The sequence below is a fragment of the Streptomyces zinciresistens K42 genome (genome assembly GCF_000225525.1).
Classification (GTDB): Bacteria; Actinomycetota; Actinomycetes; order Streptomycetales; family Streptomycetaceae; genus Streptomyces; species Streptomyces zinciresistens.
The window spans coordinates 1-17,688 of record NZ_AGBF01000027.1; the positions used below are offsets into that span (position 1 = coordinate 1).

The 17,688-nt window shown below is 74.3% G+C and carries 19 protein-coding genes; 9 read left to right on the top strand and 10 right to left on the bottom strand.

Annotated features, from left to right (window positions below; all coding sequences use genetic code 11):
* Window positions 1-35 precede the first annotated feature (35 nt).
* From SZN_RS43465 to SZN_RS11540, 3 genes are all read right to left on the bottom strand, one after another.
* Window positions 36-479, bottom strand: coding sequence for a helix-turn-helix domain-containing protein (locus SZN_RS43465; protein ID WP_007494491.1), 444 nt, complete (start codon window positions 477-479; stop codon window positions 36-38).
* A gap of 202 nt (window positions 480-681) precedes the next feature.
* Window positions 682-867 carry a hypothetical protein gene (locus SZN_RS11535; protein ID WP_007494493.1) on the bottom strand — a complete coding sequence of 62 codons (186 nt, stop codon included), beginning with the start codon at window positions 865-867 and terminating at the stop codon, window positions 682-684.
* 158 nt (window positions 868-1,025) lie between these two features.
* The gene (locus SZN_RS11540; RefSeq protein WP_139063547.1) at window positions 1,026-1,388 is read right to left on the bottom strand and encodes a hypothetical protein; all 363 of its coding nucleotides are present in this window, start codon (window positions 1,386-1,388) and stop codon (window positions 1,026-1,028) included.
* A 185-nt stretch (window positions 1,389-1,573) separates the two neighbouring features.
* Here SZN_RS11540 and SZN_RS11545 point away from each other — a divergent pair, with 185 nt between their 5' ends.
* The 3 genes from SZN_RS11545 (at window position 1,574) to SZN_RS11555 (ending at window position 3,611) form a co-directional block, all read left to right on the top strand.
* On the top strand, window positions 1,574-2,575 hold the full coding sequence (locus SZN_RS11545; RefSeq protein WP_043730055.1) for a helix-turn-helix transcriptional regulator: 1,002 nt from the start codon (window positions 1,574-1,576) through the stop codon (window positions 2,573-2,575).
* Window positions 2,576-2,893: 318 nt separating this feature from the next.
* A complete protein-coding gene (locus tag SZN_RS11550; protein WP_007494499.1) occupies window positions 2,894-3,127 on the top strand; it encodes a hypothetical protein in 234 nt (77 codons plus the stop codon).
* 19 nt (window positions 3,128-3,146) lie between these two features.
* Window positions 3,147-3,611: a hypothetical protein gene (locus tag SZN_RS11555; RefSeq protein ID WP_007494501.1), complete on the top strand. Its 465-nt coding sequence runs from the start codon at window positions 3,147-3,149 to the stop codon at window positions 3,609-3,611.
* Window positions 3,612-3,675: 64 nt separating this feature from the next.
* Here SZN_RS11555 and SZN_RS11560 read toward each other — a convergent pair whose 3' ends face one another.
* The 3 genes from SZN_RS11560 to allB form a co-directional block, all read right to left on the bottom strand.
* The gene (locus SZN_RS11560) at window positions 3,676-4,302 is read right to left on the bottom strand and encodes a dihydrofolate reductase family protein (protein ID WP_007494503.1); all 627 of its coding nucleotides are present in this window, start codon (window positions 4,300-4,302) and stop codon (window positions 3,676-3,678) included.
* A gap of 308 nt (window positions 4,303-4,610) precedes the next feature.
* Window positions 4,611-5,726 carry an allantoicase gene (alc, locus tag SZN_RS11565; protein ID WP_007494506.1) on the bottom strand — a complete coding sequence of 372 codons (1,116 nt, stop codon included), beginning with the start codon at window positions 5,724-5,726 and terminating at the stop codon, window positions 4,611-4,613.
* Between the two features lie 38 nt (window positions 5,727-5,764).
* Window positions 5,765-7,105: an allantoinase AllB gene (allB, locus tag SZN_RS11570; protein WP_007494508.1), complete on the bottom strand. Its 1,341-nt coding sequence runs from the start codon at window positions 7,103-7,105 to the stop codon at window positions 5,765-5,767.
* A 248-nt stretch (window positions 7,106-7,353) separates the two neighbouring features.
* Here allB and SZN_RS11575 point away from each other — a divergent pair, with 248 nt between their 5' ends.
* On the top strand, window positions 7,354-8,148 hold the full coding sequence (locus SZN_RS11575; protein ID WP_007494510.1) for an IclR family transcriptional regulator: 795 nt from the start codon (window positions 7,354-7,356) through the stop codon (window positions 8,146-8,148).
* Window positions 8,149-8,251: 103 nt separating this feature from the next.
* Here the strand turns inward: SZN_RS11575 and SZN_RS11580 are convergent, their stop codons facing one another.
* A complete protein-coding gene (locus SZN_RS11580) occupies window positions 8,252-8,572 on the bottom strand; it encodes a DUF5955 family protein (protein ID WP_043730059.1) in 321 nt (106 codons plus the stop codon).
* Between the two features lie 187 nt (window positions 8,573-8,759).
* Between SZN_RS11580 and SZN_RS11585 the strand changes: the two genes are divergently transcribed.
* Both SZN_RS11585 and aceB read left to right on the top strand, forming a co-directional pair.
* Complete coding sequence (locus SZN_RS11585; protein ID WP_007494514.1) at window positions 8,760-9,362, top strand: nucleotidyltransferase family protein; 603 nt, start codon at window positions 8,760-8,762, stop codon at window positions 9,360-9,362.
* 207 nt (window positions 9,363-9,569) lie between these two features.
* Entirely contained in the window at window positions 9,570-11,192 is a 1,623-nt protein-coding gene (gene aceB, locus SZN_RS11590; RefSeq protein WP_007494516.1) for a malate synthase A, read from the top strand.
* A 2-nt stretch (window positions 11,193-11,194) separates the two neighbouring features.
* Here aceB and SZN_RS11595 read toward each other — a convergent pair whose 3' ends face one another.
* From SZN_RS11595 to SZN_RS37650, 3 genes are read right to left on the bottom strand one after another with little or no spacing between them, the layout of a single operon-like run.
* Window positions 11,195-11,473, bottom strand: coding sequence for an Rdx family protein (locus SZN_RS11595; protein ID WP_007494519.1), 279 nt, complete (start codon window positions 11,471-11,473; stop codon window positions 11,195-11,197).
* Complete coding sequence (locus tag SZN_RS11600) at window positions 11,470-12,384, bottom strand: HipA family kinase (RefSeq protein WP_063741748.1); 915 nt, start codon at window positions 12,382-12,384, stop codon at window positions 11,470-11,472. The genes SZN_RS11595 and SZN_RS11600 overlap by 4 nt, the downstream gene beginning before the upstream one ends.
* Before the next feature lie 22 nt (window positions 12,385-12,406).
* The gene (locus SZN_RS37650) at window positions 12,407-13,951 is read right to left on the bottom strand and encodes an IucA/IucC family protein (protein ID WP_007494523.1); all 1,545 of its coding nucleotides are present in this window, start codon (window positions 13,949-13,951) and stop codon (window positions 12,407-12,409) included.
* Between the two features lie 90 nt (window positions 13,952-14,041).
* Between SZN_RS37650 and SZN_RS11610 the strand changes: the two genes are divergently transcribed.
* From SZN_RS11610 to SZN_RS11620, 3 genes are read left to right on the top strand one after another with little or no spacing between them, the layout of a single operon-like run.
* Window positions 14,042-15,556, top strand: coding sequence for an IucA/IucC family protein (locus tag SZN_RS11610; RefSeq protein ID WP_007494525.1), 1,515 nt, complete (start codon window positions 14,042-14,044; stop codon window positions 15,554-15,556).
* Window positions 15,557-15,598: 42 nt separating this feature from the next.
* On the top strand, window positions 15,599-16,861 hold the full coding sequence (locus tag SZN_RS11615; protein WP_043730062.1) for a VWA domain-containing protein: 1,263 nt from the start codon (window positions 15,599-15,601) through the stop codon (window positions 16,859-16,861).
* Complete coding sequence (locus tag SZN_RS11620) at window positions 16,861-17,664, top strand: hypothetical protein (RefSeq protein WP_007494529.1); 804 nt, start codon at window positions 16,861-16,863, stop codon at window positions 17,662-17,664. The genes SZN_RS11615 and SZN_RS11620 overlap by 1 nt, the downstream gene beginning before the upstream one ends.
* The last annotated feature ends 24 nt before the right edge of the window (window positions 17,665-17,688 follow it).

The following is a 17,688-nucleotide window of genomic DNA, read 5'->3' on the forward strand; positions in this document are numbered from 1 at the left end:
CGCGTGGGGGCGCGGGCGGCGCGGGGCGCCCGGTGTCAGACGGCGAGCCGGCGTTCCAGGAACGCCACGCCCTGGTCGACGGCGAGCAGGCGCCAGGACTGCTTGGCCATGTCGTTGAGGGCGGACTCCCAGGCGCCGTCCCCCGCGTCGGGGGACAGGGAGGCGAGCAGGATGGTCGCGTACTCGTACCCGGTCCGTGCGGCGACGGCGGCCCATTCGGCGGCGCCGGCGCGGTCCGCCTGGACGGCGCGGGCGGCCCTGGCGAAGTGGTCGCGGCTCTGCTCGTCGAGCCGCAGGGCGTCGGCCAGCAGGCGTACGGTGTCCTGCCGCGGCCGTTCGACGCGCCCGTGTTCGAGGTCGCGGATGGCGCGCACGCTCAGCGCCGAGAAGTCGGCGAGCTGCTGCTGGGTGTACCCCTCCCGGATGCGGTGGAACTGGAGCAGAGATCCGAAGGGGCTGGTTCTGGTGGGCGTGGTCACGGTTCCTGTCCCCCGTCTCGTGCCTCGGTGCCTCGGTGTCTCGGTGTCTCGGTGTCTCGGTGTCTCGGTGCCTCGGTGCCTCGGTGCCTCGGTGCCTAGGTACTTCGGTGCCTAGGTACTTCGGTGTCTCGCGCCTCGGTACTTCGGCGCCTCGGCGCCTCGGTGCCTCGGCGTCTCGCGTTCCGCCGCCAGGGAGGGGCGCTCACTGCCAGCCGGTGGTGTCCTTGCCGGCGGTCGGGTCGGCGGAGGGGGTGGCGGTGGTCTCGTCGGCGACGACCCGCATGCCGGCGCCGGCGGACCCGGCGTGCGCGCCGACCGCGGCGAGGCCGACGGCGGGCACCGCGACGAGGGCGAGAGTGGCGGCGAACTTAGCGACAATGTTGGACATAGCGGACATGAAACGGCCTCCTGACCGACGGTGCGGCGAATGGATCGTGGGGATCTGCCGGGAGGCCGCGTGCGGGCCTCCGGGTCCCGGTGACGTCCGCCCCGTGGAGGGCTTCCGTCTTCCGGTGCCACCACTCTCGGCCCGGCGCCGAGCGTCTGTCAGCTCGCGGACGTGTCCTCATCCGGCAGCCGCATAGTCCGTCCATCGCCACCAGGGTGTTCCAGGAGGCGGTCGAAGTACACCCCCACGAGCGCCGCCGAGCAGCTGGTGATCCGGCTCCTGCGCAGCGCGGGCACGCGCGCGACGCTGCGCCGCGAGACCGCGAGCGCGGACTCCTCGGCGACCAGGAGGGACTCGGCGGTGACGTAGACCCCGACGGTCAGCGCCTGCCCGCCGCACGGGTGGACGCTCACGTGCTCGACACCCTCCGCGGACGTGGCCTGCGCGATGAACTGTGCGGCCAGATCGTCCGGCACCCGGAAGTCGCGGGGCGTGTGCAGGCGCACATGAATGAGATGCATCCTCCGACACTCGGCAAGCAACCCGGCACCGGCAAGCCGGAAAGCTGGACGCTTTCTGCCAGTGCCTGAAATGGCCACCTTCCCCGGCAATGGAACCCTCGGGATTTCTCCGGGAACTGGTGACACCCGGGTATGCGTGCTTGGATGTCCCCCGTTGTCGAACAGCCAACAGCCCGGGGGAGAGCATGGTTTTGGCTGCACTCGGTCTTGACCGGACCTGTGAATCCGTCTACCGCGCACTGCTCGCCCGGCCGCGGTCCGGCCTGGGCGAACTGCGGCGGGAGCTGGGCCTTTCGGACGCGGACCTGCGCGGCGCGCTCGACAAGCTCAGTGAACTGGCCCTGATCCGGACCTCCTCAGAGGCTCCGCACTCCTTTCGGGCCGTGGATCCGGAGATCGGTGTGCAGGCGCTCATCGCACGCCAGCAGGAACGTTTGGCCACCGAGCAGCAGCGCATCGAGCAACTCCGGCTCGCGGCCGCCCATCTGACGGCGGAGTTCTCGCTGGCCCGGCCGCGGCACCTCACCGAGGAGGTCGAACGCCTCGACAGCATCGAGGAGATACGCGACCGCATCAGCATCCTCGTCAAGGACGTCGCCTCGGACGTGATGACGCTGGCGCCGGACGGCGCCCAGACCACGGAGAACATGGAGGCGGCCCATCCCCAGGACCTGGAACTGCTCGGACGCGGGGTGCGGATGCGGACCGTCTATCTGGACAGCGTGCGCAACAGCCCCGCGACGAACGCCTACGCGAAGTGGCTCACCGGGCTGGGCGGCGAGGTGCGTACCGCCCCGTCCCTGCCCATCCGCCTGATGATCCTGGACCACCGCACGGCCATCGTGCCGACCGACGAGGAGGACAGCGGGGCCGGCGCGCTGGTGCTGACCGGGAGCGGCACCCTGACCGCCCTGAGCGCCCTCTTCGAGACCCTCTGGGAGAACGCCGTGCCGCTCGGGACGGCGGCCCGCGACCGCAACGAGCGCGGTCTGACGCCCCAGGAGGCGGAGGCTCTGCGCCTGTTGAGCCGCGGGCTGACCGACGAGGTGGTCGCCAAGCGGCTCGGGGTCTCCCCGCGCACCGCGCGGCGCATCGCGGCCGACCTGATGGAACTCCTGGGTGCCCGCAGCCGCTTCCAGGCCGGTTGCCGGGCCGTGGCGAGAGGGTGGCTCGATGGGGACGAATGACGGTGGAATAAGGGCGGCCGGTTCGTGGCGGCGGAACTTCCGGGCGGATATCGCGGCCCGATCGCGGCGCCCCGGGAATTCCCCCGCGGCCGGAAAGAAACCGGCCATTCCTGCACCCGCCGAGTTCCCTTCGGCCCCTGTAGGGCGGTGTTCTGCCGGTCGGCCGCCGCCGCAACTGCCGCCCGTGGCGCGACCGGGCGCCTAGCCTGCTGCCCTTGTGAGCGGCTGCGAATCCGTCGCGGCCGTGCGTGTCCGTCCAGGTGGTCTCGCGCCGTCCGACGGCGGTGCCCGGGACCGCTCCACAGTGAAGGAGTCGTCATGAAGAACTCGACCAGAACGGCTGCGGCGACCGGGGCCGCGGCCCTGCTCGCCGCCGGATTCCTCGCGGCGGGTGCCGGCGCGGCCGGCGCCGCCCCCGCCAAGGCCGAGCGCATCACCTCGGCGGCGCAGCTGACGGCGAGCATCCAGCAGGCCGCGGCGGCGGAGCTGGCGGACGGCGGCGCGGACCTGAGCACGAACCCCGTCGGCCGGGCCGCCGTGGCCCCCTTCTGACCCACGGAGGGCGGGAACCGTGGACGAGGACGAGGTCCCGACGAGCTGGTGTCCCAGCGGTGAGGCGCACGCGCCCGAGGCGGTCGTCCTCGGGGTGCGGTCCGGGCAGGACGGGGCGGTGGTCTACCTGGCCGACCCCGTGCCCGCGTCGCGGGTGCTGGGCGAGGTGCCCGAGGGGGTGGACCCGCGCCGCATCCTGCGGTTCGCCTCGCACTGCGTCAGCGGCTGCGTGAACCGCAGGGGCGACGACTGCACGCTGGTCGAGCGGGTGCTCGCGAAGCCTCCGGCCGGGGCGGCCGGGGTCCCGCGGTGCCATCTGCGCACCCGGTGCCAGTGGTGGAGCCAGAGCGGCGTCGACGCCTGCCGGCGCTGTCCGGCCGTCTCGACCCGGCACCGGGCCGACGACGAGCTGGCCGAGCTGATCGCGGATCCCGCGACGACCCGCGAGCAGTTGGACGCCTGGATCGCCGCCGAGGCGGGCTGAGTCCGCGGGGCCTTCGCCGGTTCCGCGGCGAAGGCCCACGTCCCGCGCGCGCGGCGCGGGGCGCTCAGCCCTCCCCGGGGAGCTCGAAGGTGCCGTACTCGGGGCGCCCTGCCAGGGCGTAGGAGTTGATGGCCACCCCCTTGCCCGTGACGCTGCCGCCGGTGTGCCGGAAGGCGGTGGGCCGGGCGCCCTCGGGGAACAGGCGGTGGCCGGTGCCGAGCACGACGGGGAACGTCAGCAGGTGCAGGGTGTCCACGAGGTCCAGCGCCAGCAGGGAGCGGACGAGGGCGCCGCTGCCGTGCACCTGGATCTCGCCGTCGGTGCGCTCCTTGAGGGCGCCCACCTCCTTGCCGAGGTCGCCCGCGAGCACCGTGGTGGACTCCCAGGCGGGGTCGGTGAGGGTGGCGGAGGGGACGTACTTCGGCAGGGTGTTCAGCTTGGCGGCGACCGGGTCGGCGGGATCGGTGACCTTCGGCCAGAACGAGGCGAAGATGTCGTACGTGCGGCGCCCGAGGAGGAAGGCGGCCGGACGGGTGAAGACCCCGCCGACGAAGCGGCCGAAGTCCTCGTCGTTGTAGGGGAAGCTCCAGCCGCCGTGCGGGAAGCCGCCGCGGGTGTCCTCCTCCGCGCCGCCGGGCGCCTGGTAGACGCCGTCGAGCGTGACGAAGAGGGTGGAGACGAGCGTGCCCATGGGGAGTGCCTCTTTTCCGGGGTGAGTCCTGCTGTCATCACCTCAGACCCCCCGGGCACCCGCAACTCATCGGTGGCGGGCCGGGGGACGCGGCGTCCGGTGGCCGCCGGTGGCGCGGTGCGGGCCGCGCGGGGACGCACGCGTGACGATGATCGAGGTGGCCTCCGCGGTCGCGCATCTCGCGGGGCGGGGTTCGTCACGGGTGCCGAGTTCACCGTCGACGGCCCTCACGCGGCGTGCGGGCCGTGGGGCGCGCCGGTGCTGTCCCGCCCGTCGCGCCCCACGGGTACCGCGCCCGCGGGGGGCTGTCAGCCGCCGAGCTCCTGGTGGCGGGCGGTGAGCCCGGCCGCGCCCGCCTCCGTCAGCGAGCCGTGCAGCCGCAGCCGGGAGATGCCGCCGTCGGGGAAGATGTCCACGCGCGCGTGCGTGCCGACGGCGGGGACCGGCAGGACGAAGCGGTGGTTGGTGTCGGGCTGGAGGCGGGTGCGTTCGAGGACGGGCGTCCACGCGCCGTCCTCGCCGTCGCGGACCGAGACGGCCGCCCAGCCGGCGCTGTTGCCCTTGAGGTACGCCGTGTCGATCTCGACCGCCCGGATCAGGCACTGCGCGGCCAGCCGGTAGTCGATCCAGTCGTTGCCCCGGTCGCGGCGCCTGCGGGTCTCCCAGCCGTCGTCCATCTTGCGCGAGCGGCCCGGCTGGATGGTGTGGGTGGCGGGCGAGTAGAAGAGGTCGGAGGCGTCCTCGACCCGGCCGCCGTTCTCCAGGGCGACCACGTCGAAGGTGCCGAGGACCTCCAGCCAGCGGGGGTCGGGCACGACCTCGCCGTGGACGCGCAGCCGGGCGATGCCGCCGTCGGGGTGCTGGCTGACCCGCAGATGGGTGAAGCGCGCCTCGGCCGCCACGGCGAACCCGTTCGCGGCGTGGCCGCCGACGGGTGTGCGCGGGACGAGGGTCGTCCACTTGACGTCGTCGGCGAGCAGTTCCTCCGGCGACGGGGCGCCGGCCACCGCCGTGGCCTCGACGGACACGGCCTGCGGGTAGTTGCCGCGGAAGTGGGCGGTGTCGACGACGATCCCGCGGATCACGCCGGGCGTGCCGAGGCGTATCAGCGCCCAGTCGTGGTCCTCGGCGGTCGGCCAGGGGTGGTCGGCGGAGGCGCCGCGCCGCCGGCGGGTCTCCCAGCCGTCCATGATCTTGCCCTTGTGCCCGAAGCGCTCGGGGTCGAACTCGGCCCGCTCGGGCACCAGCAGGTTCTCGCGCTGGGCGAAGAACTCGTCGTTGGCGGCGATGACTCCGGCGCCGAGGCGGCGGTCGGCGAGGTCGGCGTACCGGGTGAAGGGGAAGTCGGCGGTGCGGTAGTCCGCGTAGGGGTCGCCGCCGCTGTAGGGGTGGGCGTCGCCGGTGAACGTGGGGATCGCCGTCACGGTGATCAGGTCTGCCTTTCGGGCTCGATGGGTGGGATTCAGCTGGTGCGGGTGAGCAGCCGCCCCTTCGGGTCGGTGAACTCGCCGCCCGCGACGATGCGTTCGCCGCGCAGCCAGGTGGACTTCACGACGCCGTGCAGCGTCCTGCCCGCGTACGCCGTCACGCGGTTGCGGTGCTGGAGGGCGGCCGGGTCGACGGTGAACGCGGCGTCGGGTGCGAGGACGGCGAAGTCGGCGTCGCGGCCGGGGGCGATGGCGCCCTTGCGGTCGTCGAGTCCGACGAGTTCGGCGGTGCGCGTGGACATCCAGCGCACGACGTCCTCCAGGCCGTGGCCGCGCCTGCGGGCCTCGGTCCACACGGCCGCCAGGCTGAGCTGGAGTCCGGAGATCCCGCCCCAGGCGGTGGCGAAGTCGTCGGTCTTCAGGTCGGCGGTGGAGGGCGAGTGGTCGGTGACCACGCAGTCGATGGTGCCGTCGGCCAGCGCCTGCCAGAGCAGGTCCTGGTTGGCGGCCTCGCGGATCGGCGGGCAGCACTTGAACTCGCTGGCGCCGTCGGGGACTTCCTCGGCGGTGAGGGTGAGGTAGTGCGGGCAGGTCTCGACGCTGATCCGGACGCCCTCGCGCCGGGCCCGCGCGATCAGCGGCAGGGCGTCGCCGGAGGACAGGTGCAGGACGTGCACGCGGGCGTTCAGCCGGGCGGCCTGCGCGATCAGTTGGGCGATCGCGGTGTCCTCGGCGTCGCGCGGGCGCGAGGCGAGGAAGTCGGCGTACCGGGGGCCGCCGTGCCGCGGGGCCGCGTCGAGGTGGCGGGGGTCCTCGGCGTGCACGATGAGCAGGCCGCCGAAGGAGGTGATCTCGGCCAGGGAGCGGGCGAGCCCGTCCTGGTCGAGGTGCGGGAACTCCTCGACGCCGGACGGGGAGAGGAACGCCTTGAAGCCGAGGACGCCGGCCTCGTGCAGGGGGCGCAGGTCCTTGACGTTGCCGGGCAGGGCGCCGCCCCAGAAGCCGACGTCGATGTGGGCCTTGTCGGCGGCGACCTCGCGCTTGACGCGCAGGCCGTCGACGGTGGTGGTCGGCGGGAGGGAGTTGAGGGGCATGTCGACGAGGGTGGTGATGCCGCCGGCCGCCGCGGCGCGGGTGGCGGTCCAGAAGCCCTCCCACTCGGTGCGGCCGGGGTCGTTGACGTGCACGTGCGTGTCGACCAGGCCGGGCAGCAGGACGTCGTCGCCGAGTTCCTCCAGCCGGGCGCCGGGCGGGACGTCGGCGTCGTGGCCGAGTACGGCCGTGATCGTGCCGGCGGAGACGGCGACCGAGGCGGGCCGCGTCCCTTCCGGGGTGATGACGCGCGTGGAGCGCAGCACCAGTTCGGCGTCGGACACCCGTACCCCTCTCTGCCGCCCCGTTGCTTCCGCGAGGCGGAATTCAACTTTCTGTTGAAAGTCTCATCCCCCGCCCCCGCGCCGTCAAGGGCACACTTCTCCCCGGTGCACCCGCCACGGCACCTCTGGACGTTTCCACAAAGCGGAAATACAATTCCGACAGGTAGAACGTAGTGACGCACAAACGGGAAGTCGACCGACCCGCGGGTAGGCTTCTGCCTTCCCACCGGTCCCGAAAGGAACGCGCCGTGCCGACGTCCAGCGCCAGCACCACCGACTCCGCCAGGTCCAGCGGCGGCGGGGTCCAGTCACTAGAGCGCGCCTTCGACCTGCTGGAGCGGATGGCCGACGCGGGCGGCGAGGTCGGCCTGAGCGAGCTGTCCGCCAGCAGCGGGCTGCCGCTGCCCACCATCCACCGTCTCATGCGCACCCTGGTCGCGTGCGGGTACGTCCGCCAGCAGCCCAACCGCCGCTACGCCCTGGGCCCCCGGCTGATCCGCCTCGGCGAGTCCGCCTCCCGGCTGCTGGGCACCTGGGCCCGCCCGTACCTCGCCCGGCTGGTCGAGGAGACCGGCGAGACGGCGAACATGGCCCTGCTGGACGGCGACGAGATCGTCTACGTCGCGCAGGTGCCCTCCAAGCACTCCATGCGGATGTTCACCGAGGTCGGCCGGCGCGTCCTGCCGCACTCCACGGGCGTCGGCAAGGCCCTGCTCGCCGGGTTCCCGCCGCAGGAGGTGCGGGCGCTGCTGGCGCGCACCGGGATGCCGGCCGCCACGGAGCGGACGATCACCACGCCGGACGGCTTCCTCGCGGCGCTGGAGGACGTGCGGCGCACCGGTTACGCGGTCGACGACAACGAACAGGAGGTCGGGGTGCGCTGTCTCGCGGTGCCCGTCCCCGACTCCCCCACCGCCGCCGCCCTCTCGATCTCCGGCCCGGCCGGACGGGTGACCGAGGCGGCCACCGACAAGATCGTGCCGGTGCTCCTCCAGGTCGCCGCCGAACTGTCCGAGGCACTGGCCACCCAGAACAGCGCCTGACCCGCAGGGCGGCCGGCCCGGAAGGGACACGGGCGCCGCCGCCCGTGGCGCGGGCGAGCGGGCGGGGGCATCCGGGCCGGGCGGCCCCCGCCACCGGCCCTCCTCAGCCGCGTCCGCGCGCGGGCGGGCCGAACAATTCGACGGCGTCCCGCACCTGGGTGAGCCCCGGGGACAGCGCGCTCACCGATCCGATGGCCCCGGCGATCAGCAGCAGCGATCTGCGCAGCCGGGGCGGCTCGGGCCGCCCCGAGAGGGCCATCGCCGCGAGCGCCGCCAGTTCGTCCTCGGCGATCCCCCGGTCGGGGAACTCCGAAGGATGCGCGGCGAGTTCGCGGCGCAGCCGGGACACGGCCGTCCGCAGTCGCACCACCCTCGGGTCCTCGTCGCTGCCCGTCACCGGCCTCTGCCTCACGCTCCGCACCACAGCTCTCCCCCTCGCACGCCGTTGTGCGCCCGCGGTCGCGCAACCCCCTCCAAGCACCCCTCGCGGCAACTCGGGCGCCGGGACGCCGGTCAGTAAACGCCACCCGGTATCCGAGCACCACCACGCGGACGCAAATTCAGCCCCGCGGGGGGCGAGCACGCGCGCATGTGTCAGGTATGCAGGAGGCATGACGCAAGAACAGGCGCCCCAGGTGGCCGGAGTGCTCCTCGCGGCCGGGGGCGGTCGACGGCTCGGCGGACGGCCCAAGGCACTGCTCACCCACCGCGGCCGGCCACTGGTCGAGCACGCCGCGGGCGTGCTGCGGGCGGCGGGCTGCGCCCGGGTGCACGTGGTGCTCGGCGCGCGGGCCGAGGCGGTGCGCGCGCGGGCCCGGCTGGACGGCTGCGTCCTGGTGGACAACCCGGACTGGGCCGAGGGGATGGGCTCCTCGCTGCGCGCCGGGCTGCGCTCGCTGGCGGGCACCGGGGCACGGGCGGCGCTGGTGTCGCTCGTCGACCAGCCCGGCATCGGCGCGGCGGCCGTCGCGCGCGTGCTCGGCGCCTTCGAGGACGAGACGTCGCTCGTCTCGGCCGCCTACGACGGGGTACGCGGCCATCCGGTGCTGTTCGGCGCGGCCCACTGGGCGGGGATCGCGGCGGGCGCGACGGGCGACCAGGGGGCACGCGCGTATCTGCGGGCGCACGCCGGGACGCTCACGCTGATCGAGTGCGGGGACCTCGCCGAGCCGTACGACATCGACACACCGGACGATCTGGCCCACCTTGAGTGAGGGGGGTGGCACGGGGAGCCACCTTGCCTCGACCCGGAGAGTCTCGACATCAACAAACCATTGAACTTCCACCATGAGGAAACTAGTATCCACTGATCAGAAGCGCTCGTCCCCTCCACGGGCGCCGTCCGACGTATCCGCGCAGACTGGCACCCGGTGCCGGTCCGGCAGTTCGTCCTCGTAGCCCGCTGAAGGAAGTGACAGCTCATGTCCGCACCAGCGCCGTCCCCGCTGGCCATCGTCGGCGCCGAGCCCCTGCCCCGGCAGGAGGAGGTCCTCACGGACGCGGCCCTCGCCTTCGTGGCCGAGCTGCACCGCCGCTTCACGCCGCGCCGTGACGAACTCCTCGCCCGCCGCGCCGAGCGCCGCGCCGAGATCGCCCGCACGTCCACGCTCGACTTCCTCCCGGAGACGGCCGCCGTGCGCGCGGACGACTCCTGGCGGGTGGCGCCCTGCCCGCCCGCCCTGCTGGACCGCCGTGTCGAGATCACCGGTCCCACCGACCGCAAGATGACCGTCAACGCCCTCAACTCCGGCGCCCGCGTCTGGCTCGCCGACTTCGAGGACGCCTCCGCGCCCACCTGGGAGAACGTCGTCCTCGGCCAGCTCAACCTGAGCGACGCCCACACCCGCGCCATCGACTTCACCGACGCGGCGTCGGGCAAGTCGTACGCCCTCAAGGCCGACGCGGAGCTCGCCACGGTCGTGATGCGCCCGCGCGGCTGGCATCTGAACGAACGCCACCTCCAGCTCGGCGGGGAGCCGGTGCCGGGCGCCCTGGTCGACTTCGGCCTGTACTTCTTCCACAACGCCCGGCGCCTCGTCGACCTCGGCAGGGGACCGTACTTCTACCTGCCGAAGACGGAGTCACACCTGGAGGCCCGCCTGTGGAACGAGGTCTTCGTCTTCGCGCAGGACTACGTCGGCATCCCGCGGGGCACCGTCCGCGCCACCGTCCTGATCGAGACGATCACGGCCGCCTACGAGATGGAGGAGATCCTCTACGAACTGCGCGAGCACGCCTCCGGACTGAACGCGGGCCGCTGGGACTACCTGTTCTCCATCGTGAAGAACTTCCGTGACGGCGGGCCCAGGTTCGTCCTGCCGGACCGCAACGCGGTGACGATGACCGCCCCGTTCATGCGCGCCTACACCGAACTCCTCGTCCGCACCTGCCACAAGCGCGGCGCGCACGCGATCGGCGGCATGGCGGCCTTCATCCCCTCGCGCCGGGACGCCGAGGTGAACAAGGTCGCCTTCGAGAAGGTCCGCGCCGACAAGGACCGCGAGGCCGGCGACGGCTTCGACGGCTCCTGGGTCGCCCACCCCGACCTGGTCCCGATCGCCATGGAGTGCTTCGACAAGGTGCTCGGCGACCGGCCGCACCAGAAGGACCGGCTGCGCGAGGACGTCCGCGTGGCGGCCGCCGACCTCATCGCGATCGACTCCCTCGACGCCCGGCCCACGTACCCCGGGCTGGTCAACGCCGTCCAGGTGGGCATCCGTTACATCGAGGCGTGGCTGCGCGGACTGGGCGCGGTCGCCATCTTCAACCTGATGGAGGACGCGGCCACCGCCGAGATCTCCCGCTCCCAGATCTGGCAGTGGATCAACGCGGGCGTCGCGTTCGAGAACGGCGAACGGGCCACGCCCGAGCTGGCCCGCAAGGTCGCCGCCGAGGAACTGGCCGCGATCCGCGCCGAGATCGGCGAGGAGTCCTTCGCCGCCGGCCACTGGCAGCAGGCGCACGACCTGCTCCTGGAGGTCTCCCTCGACGACGACTACGCGGACTTCCTGACGCTGCCGGCGTACGAGCGGCTCACGGGCTGACGTCAGGGAGCGGGCGTGTCCGGGTGGCCCAGGGATCTGCCCGGGGCCACCCGGACACGCACGGCCCGCTTGACGGCCGTCGGCTCGGGGAACCCCTGCGCGCGGCGGTCCCACACCACCTCGCCGTCCACCCGGACCACGAACACCCCGCCCCTGCACGGCCGCAGGGCCAGTTCGGACAGCTCCGCCTCGAAGGTGGTGAGCAGTTCCTGCGCGAGCCAGGCCGCGCGCGGCAGCCGGCCGCACCGGGTGCAGTACTCGATCTCGACGCGGCCGCTCATCCCAGATGCCCCGACCAGTCCTGTTCCGCGGCCGGCCTGCCGTGCAGGTCGGGGACCTGCCGGAGCCAGGCGGGCCGGCCCCGCTGCGTCCTGGCCGCCCGCTGCGCCTCCTCGGCGGCGATCTCCTCCCGGGTGGGGAAGTCGGTGGGGAGCCACGCCGCGGAGGCCCGCACGCGCGCGTGCAGGTGGGCCACGTAGGCGGCGCGCTGCTCGTCGGGCGCGGTGAAGGCGGGCTCGTCCGCCAGCCAGGCGTCTGGGACCCGCGCCACGATCGAGCGCAGCAGCTCCTCGGTCACCCTCGGCGCCAGCTCGGCGTCCGCGGCGCGCACGTCGGGGGCGTAGTGGCCGAGGGCGTGGTGGCGGAAGTCGTAGGCCCGCTCCGGGTCCGAGCCGTCCCAGCGGTGGTGGAAGACCAGGGCCGCCCCGTGGTCGATCAGCCACAGGCGGGGCGGGACCGTGCCGAGCGTCGGCCAGACCATCAGGTTGGAGCTGTGGACCGTGCGGTCGACGTTCGCCGTCAGGGCGTCCAGCCAGACGATCCGGCCCGCCTCCGGCGATCCCACGGGGAAGGTGCGCGCGACCTCGGGCGTGAAGTCCCGCGCGCCCGGCAGGAAGTCCATGCCGAGGTTGACGCCCGCGCTGGCGGCGTGCAGCTCGCGCACCTCCTGGTGCGGCTCGCCGTCGGCGATGGCGGGATCGAAGTGCACCAGCACCAGTTCGGGGAAGCGCAGCCCCAGGGCGCGGGCCAGCTCACCGACGATCACCTCGGCGACCAGCGCCTTGCGGCCCTGCGCGGAGCCGGTGAACTTCACCACGTAGGTGCCGTCGTCGTCGGCCTCGACGACCGCGGGCACGGAGCCGCCGGACCGCAGCGGGGTCACGTATCGGACAGCAGTCACATCGCGCAGCACACCCGCCAGGGTAAGCCAGGACTCACCCGGCCAGCGGATTCGGCAGGGGCAGGTAGCGGGCGTCGGCGCCGTCCGCGCCGGTCCAGCGCAGCAGCAGGTTGGTCTTGCCGGGCAGGGTGGGCGACGCGAGGAGGGCCGGGATCTCGGGCAGGTCGTGGCGGGCCAGCTCCCGGCGGACGGCCGGCCAGGGGTCCAGGGCCGGGTTGCGGGCGCGCAGGGCGCCGGCGATCTCCAGGAGGTGGTTGACGACCAGGCAGTACACCAGCCGCTCCCAGCCCGCCGCGCGCGACACCTCGCCCAGCAGCTTCACGCCCTCGGCGTCCCGGAAGACCGCCCGCACCGGCATCCCGTCGCCGTCCACCGCGACCAGGGTGTTCTGCAGATGGGCCTCGACGACGACGCCGTGCTCGGCGAAGGCGGCCAGGGCGGGCGGTACGACCCGGGCGAGGTACGCCTCCCACCAGGCCGCGGGGTCTGCGGCGCCGTCGAGCGGACTGCCCTCGAAGCCCTCCGCGAGTCCGGCGGCGAGCAGCGCGGTCGCGCCCGGCGGCACGGCGTCCGCGAGCCCGTCGCGGACGAGGACCGCGAGCGCCTCGAAGGCGAAGCCCGCCGTGCGGTAGCCGCGGTCCCCGAGCCAGGCCGCGCCGCCCGGGGCCGCGAACGCGGCGGCCGCCGCCGCGTCCGTGCGGCGCAGTCGCAGCAGGTCGTGGCGCCACAGCCGGCGGATGTCGTTGGTGATGCGCACGTCCAGGCTGAACTTCAGGAAGAGATCGCGTCCGGGCACGTAGAGGGTGCGCACGGCCGCCGTGGGCCAGGTGTCGAAGGAGGTCGTGCCGAGCCGCACCAGCCGGCCGTCGGCGAACGCCGGGGCCAGTTCGGCGGCCGCGAGCTCCAGCTGCCAGGGGTGCGCGGGCAGCAGCCGGTAGCCGGGCGGGGCCTGCCCCAGCGCGTCCAGGGCGGCGGTGTCGCCCTCCTCGGCGACCAGGTCCTCGCGCAGCCCGAGCAGCGTCAGCGGGAAGCGGGCGTACGCCTCGGGGGCGTAGGGCAGCCAGCTCGCGGCCGGGCCGCCGCCGCGCGCCTTGGGGGCCGGATGGCAGGGGTGGCCGGTGAGCAGGCTCTGCTCCGAGCGCCGGTACGGGTCGTCCGGGAGCGCCGTGCGCGCGCGTGCCGTGAGCAGGGCGGCCAGGGTGTCGCGGCTCGCGGTGATCTCGGCGGGCAGTTCGTGGTTGGACAGACCGGTGTGGCGGCGCAGTTCGTCGGACACGAGCTTGACGGCCTCGGCGTGGCCGAGCCGCCGCCAGGCCCCGGACACCCGCAGCTCGGGCTCGGCGGGCCGGCGCTCGCCGAGGACCCGCAGCAGCCGTCCGGAGCCGCGCAGCCGGTGCACCCGCCGTACGCCGTCGGGCCCGGCCGTGCCGCTCTCCCGGGGCCCGTCGGCCGCGTCGGCCTCCGCCAGGGGGACGGCCGCCTCGCGCAGGAGGCAGTTGAGCAGCGGGGCGAGGGCGAGGGCGTCGGCGCGTTCGGCCACGCCGGCCGCGGTCGGGGGGGTGAGGTGCACGCGATCCATTCGTTCTCTGCGGTCCGTCCGGACAGGAGACGATCAGTATGTCTGTCGCCGGCACCGGTCCGGCGCCGCCCGCATCCGAGGAGTCCGCCCGTGCACCGTCCCTCCAGCGCCGAGACCGAGGTCGCCGCCGAACTGGCCGAGGTGCGTCCCGACCTCGCCGCGCGCTACGCGGCCGCGCTCCCAGGGGCCCGGACGGCCGTGCTGACCAGGCTGTGGCGGGCGCTCGCCCATGAGCCGCTGCCGTGGGTGGCGGGCCGCGAGCGGGGCCGGGACGGTCTCCTGCTGCGTCTTTCGGACGGCCGCCGGCTGTCCGGCCCGCCCGCGGACCCCTACGCCACCGGCGGGTACGTCACCCGCCTGCGGCTGGACGAGGCGTCCTACGGCGATCCCGCCGCGCTGGTGACCGCGCTGTCCGTACCGCACGGCACGTCCTTCGCGGCCGAACTCGGCCACAGCGTCGCCTCGTCGGCGCTGTCGCGGGCCGCGCGGGACCCGCTCCCGCACGAGTGGCCCGTGCACGACTGGGAGTGGGAGCAGCGGATCGTCGACGGCCATCCGTTCCACCCCAACTGCCGCTCCCGGCCCGGGTTCTCGGTCGCCGAGCAACTGGCCTACGGCCCCGAGCACGGGCCGGTGGTGCGGCTCGGGCTGGTGCCGGTGCGGGCCCGCGAGTGCCTGGTGAGCGGCGTCTGGCCGGCGGAACTGCGGGACGGGGAGCGGCTGCTGGTCCCGGTGCACCCCTGGCAGGCCGAGCATGTGCTGAAGCGGCCGCGCGACCCGTTCGAGGCGGGTGTCGACGCGCATCCGCTGATGTCCCTGCGCACGCTCGCCGTGCCCGGCGGGCCGCACCTCAAGACCGCGCTGAGCGCGCGCCTGACCTCGTCGGTCAGGGACATCTCGGTGTACTCCATCGGCATGTCGGCCACGCTGTCGGAGTTCGCGCAGACACTGGCGGCGCGCACGGACGGGCTGCTGCACATCACCCGCACCCTCGGGGCGGCCACCGCCCACTCGCCGGACCTCGCGGCGGTGGTCCGCGAGTCGCCCGCGGTGTACGCGCGCGAGGGCGAGCGGGTGGTGCCGGTGGCCGCGCTCGCCACGACCGCGCTGCCGCGCTCCGCCCCCTGGCTGGCCGCGTTCGCGGGGCTCGCGCTCACCGTGGGGCTGCGGCTGCTGGAACTGGGGGTGGCGCTGGAGGCGCACGGGCAGAACCTGCTCGTGGTGCTGGCGGCGGACGGCTCGCCGGTCCGGCTGGTCTACCGCGACCTCGCCGACATCCGGGTCAGTCCCCAGCGGCTCGCCCGGCACGGCGTCCCGCTGCCGGAGCTGACCGGGCGGATCGTCACCGACGACGAACCGGCCCTGCGCCGCAAGCTGTTCGGCTCCCTGGTGGCCGGGGCGCTCGCGGGCACGGCCGGCTCGGGCGCGGCGCTGCGCGAGGCGCTGGCGGCGGCCGTGCCGCTGCTGCCGCGGACCGCGGATCTGGCGGCGCTGCGCGGGGAGCCGCTGCCCGCGAAGGCGCTCACGCTGATGCGGCTGTCGCCGGACGCGCCCGGCGACCACTGGGCCGCACTGCCCAACCCCCTGCTCACGGAGGTGTTCTGACCTCGTTTGAAGCGGCACACCTCTGGTCAATAGGATCCGCCGATGATCAGAACACAACGGCTGGTGGCCGGGGTCTGCGCCCTGCTCGCCGCGCTCATGGCCGGGATCGCGTTCCCGGCCGGGGCGGTCGCCGACGAGACCGGTGCGAACGCGCCGCAGGTCGACCTCGTCCTCGACGTGAGCGGCTCGATGCGGACGAAGGACATCGACGGGAAGTCGCGGATGGCCGCGGCGAAGCAGGCGTTCAACGAGGTGCTCGACGCGACCCCGCCGGAGGTCCGGCTCGGCATCCGCACACTCGGGGCGAACTATCCGGGCGACGACCGCAAGACGGGCTGCAGGGACACCGCGCAGCTCTACCCGGTCGGCCCGCTCGACCGCACCGAGGCCAAGACGGCCGTCGCCACGCTGACGCCGACCGGCTGGACGCCGATCGGGCCCGCGCTGCTGAAGGCGGCGGACGACCTGGGCGGCGGCACGGGCTCGAAGCGGATCGTGCTGATCAGCGACGGCCAGGACACCTGCGCTCCGCTGGACCCGTGCGAGGTCGCCCGCGACATCGCCGCCAAGGGCATCGGCCTGACCATCGACACCCTGGGCCTGGTGCCCGACGTCACGCTGCGCCGGCAGCTCAGCTGTATCGCCGAGGCCACCGGAGGCACCTTCACCTCCGTCGAACGCACTGACCAACTCACCGACAAGGTGAACCAGTTGGTGGACCGTGCCGCCGATCCCGTGGTGACACCGGTCGCCGCGTCCGGCGCGGACGCGTGCGCGAAGGCGCCGACGCTCAAGTCCGGCCTGTACACCGACCGCGAGGCGTTCGGCGAGCAGCGCTGGTACCGCGTGGACGTGCGTCCCGGCCGGGAACTGCGGGCCGCGGTGAGCGTGTCGGCCGACCGGCCGGTCGATCCCTCGTACGGGGTGCTGCTGCGGGCCGTGACGGCCAAGGGGCGGGAGATCGTGCGCGGCGAGGCCGCGGGCACCGGGCGCACCGACGTGATATCGACCGGTCTGCGCTATCCGAAGGCGGAGTCGGACGACGACACCGCCCCCGCGGAGGCGGTGTGCCTCCAGGTGACGCACTCCTTCTCGGCGGCCTCCGGGGTCGAGGCCGGGCCCGGTCTGCCGCTGGAGCTGACCGTCGACGTCGTGGACGGGCCCTCGCGCCCGGCCGACGTGGCCTCCTTCGGCCTGGGGCGCGGCTGGTGGCTGCTGGGCGCGCTGATCCTGGCCGGCTTCCTCGCCGGTGCCGTCCGGGGCTGGCTCTCGCGCTGGCGCGTCGCGGTCTGGAGGACCAACTGATGGGTACAGCACGTGTGCTGGGCGCGGCGCTGATCGCGCTCGGGCTCGCGGCCGGGCCGGCCGCCGCCGACTCCTCGCCGTCCCCGAGCGCCTCGCAGGACGGGCGGGGGCCGACGCGTGCGGGCACCTCCTTCCGTACGGCGACCGAGATCGAGCAGGGGCAGCGGGCCACCGCGACCGCCTCGACGGGTGACTACCTGTACTGGTCGTTCCCGGCGGACGCCGGGCAGCGGCCCACCGTCAGGGCCACGGTGAAGCTGCCGGGGCGGCACGCGGCGCAGACCTGGCAGCTCGACGTGTACGACGGTCTGCGGCGCCGCCAGGCGTGCCAGTACGGGGCGCAGACGCGCACCGCCGCGCCGGGCGCCTCCTCGGTGGAGCTGGCCTGCGTGCTGCGTACCGTGCGCGCCTGGTCGGAGCCGTGGGCCGACGATCCGCTGCCGGGCACGTACTACGTCCGGCTGACGGCCGTGGGACTGCCCGCCGCGGACCGGGGGCTGCCGGTGGGCGCCGGGGTCCGGGCCGACTCGGCGGACGCCGGCGGCGCGGCGGCGGTGGACGGCTCGCTGGCGGCGCCGCTGGTGCCGGGCGTGGCCGCGAAGTCGGTGCAGGACGAGGGCGGTTCGCCGGACCCGGCGGTGCTCTCCAGCCTGGAGCCCGCGGACGGCTGGACCTCCGGGTGGTGGTCGGACCGCTGGGTGTGGACGGCGGCCGGCGGGCTGCTGGCCGCGCTCGCGGGCATCGGCGGCTACGCGCTGACCCGGGGCGCGGGACGGCCGGGCCGGGTGCCGCCCGGGGCCTGACCGCACACGGGAACGACCCGGTGG